Consider the following 780-nt stretch of genomic DNA (forward strand, 5'->3'; position numbering starts at 1 on the left):
GCACGCTCCGGGCGCCGGAGACGCGCTTGACGACGTTGCGCTCGGAGTGCATCGGTTCGACGTACCGGGAGCGGTACTCGAGGTCCAGTTCGTTCAGCGTCCGGACCACGCGCTCGCAGTACGGGCACGCCTGAAGCCGGTACAGGGTGATCTGTGGCTCGCTCATACGTCCCGATTCGCCCGCGAGACGGGTAATCGTGTCGGCAGCGGCACCCTCGAACGCGGCGCGTCCGGGCGACCGTCGGAACGCGCCGCTCGGCGACCGCGAAGGGACGCGCCGCGGGTACTCGAAGGGAACGCTTTAATCGCGGGCCGACGGAAGACAAACGAACATGGGCTTGTCGTCTACTGCGCCGCTGGTCGACGTCCTCCAGGTACCGATGCCGGGTGACAGGGTCATCACCCTCCTCGGCGTCGTCGCGATCCTGCTTTTAGTCGGGCTCTCGGCGTTCTTCTCCTCGTCCGAGATCGCGATGTTCTCGCTGCCGCAACACCGCATCGACAGCCTCGTCGACGAGGGGGTGACGGGCGCGAAGACGATCAGCGACATGAAACAGAACCCCCACCGCCTGCTGGTGACGATCCTCGTCGGCAACAACATCGTCAACGTGGCGATGACCTCCATCGCCACCGCGCTGTTCGGGATCTACCTCTCCCGCGGCCAGTCGGTGCTGGCGACGACGTTCGGCATCACGACGCTCGTGCTGATCTTCGGGGAGAGCGCGCCCAAGTCGTACGCCGTCGAGCACACCGAGTCGTGGGCGCTCCGGATCGCTCGCC

Annotated in this window: 2 protein-coding genes; one reads left to right on the forward strand and one right to left on the reverse strand. The window is 66.4% G+C overall.

The features are described from left to right. A partial coding sequence (locus tag EXE44_RS17450; RefSeq protein WP_137718009.1) for a glutaredoxin occupies positions 1-166 on the reverse strand: 166 nt, incomplete at its 3' end. 166 nt (positions 167-332) lie between these two features. On the opposite strand from EXE44_RS17450, the gene EXE44_RS17455 reads away from it, so the two are divergent. Further along, positions 333-780, forward strand: a 448-nt coding sequence (locus EXE44_RS17455) for a CNNM domain-containing protein (RefSeq protein WP_137718010.1), incomplete at its 3' end; no start/stop codon positions are given.

The sequence above is a fragment of the Halorubrum sp. SS7 genome (assembly GCF_005435055.1).
GTDB classification, from domain to species: domain Archaea; phylum Halobacteriota; class Halobacteria; order Halobacteriales; family Haloferacaceae; genus Halorubrum; species Halorubrum salinarum.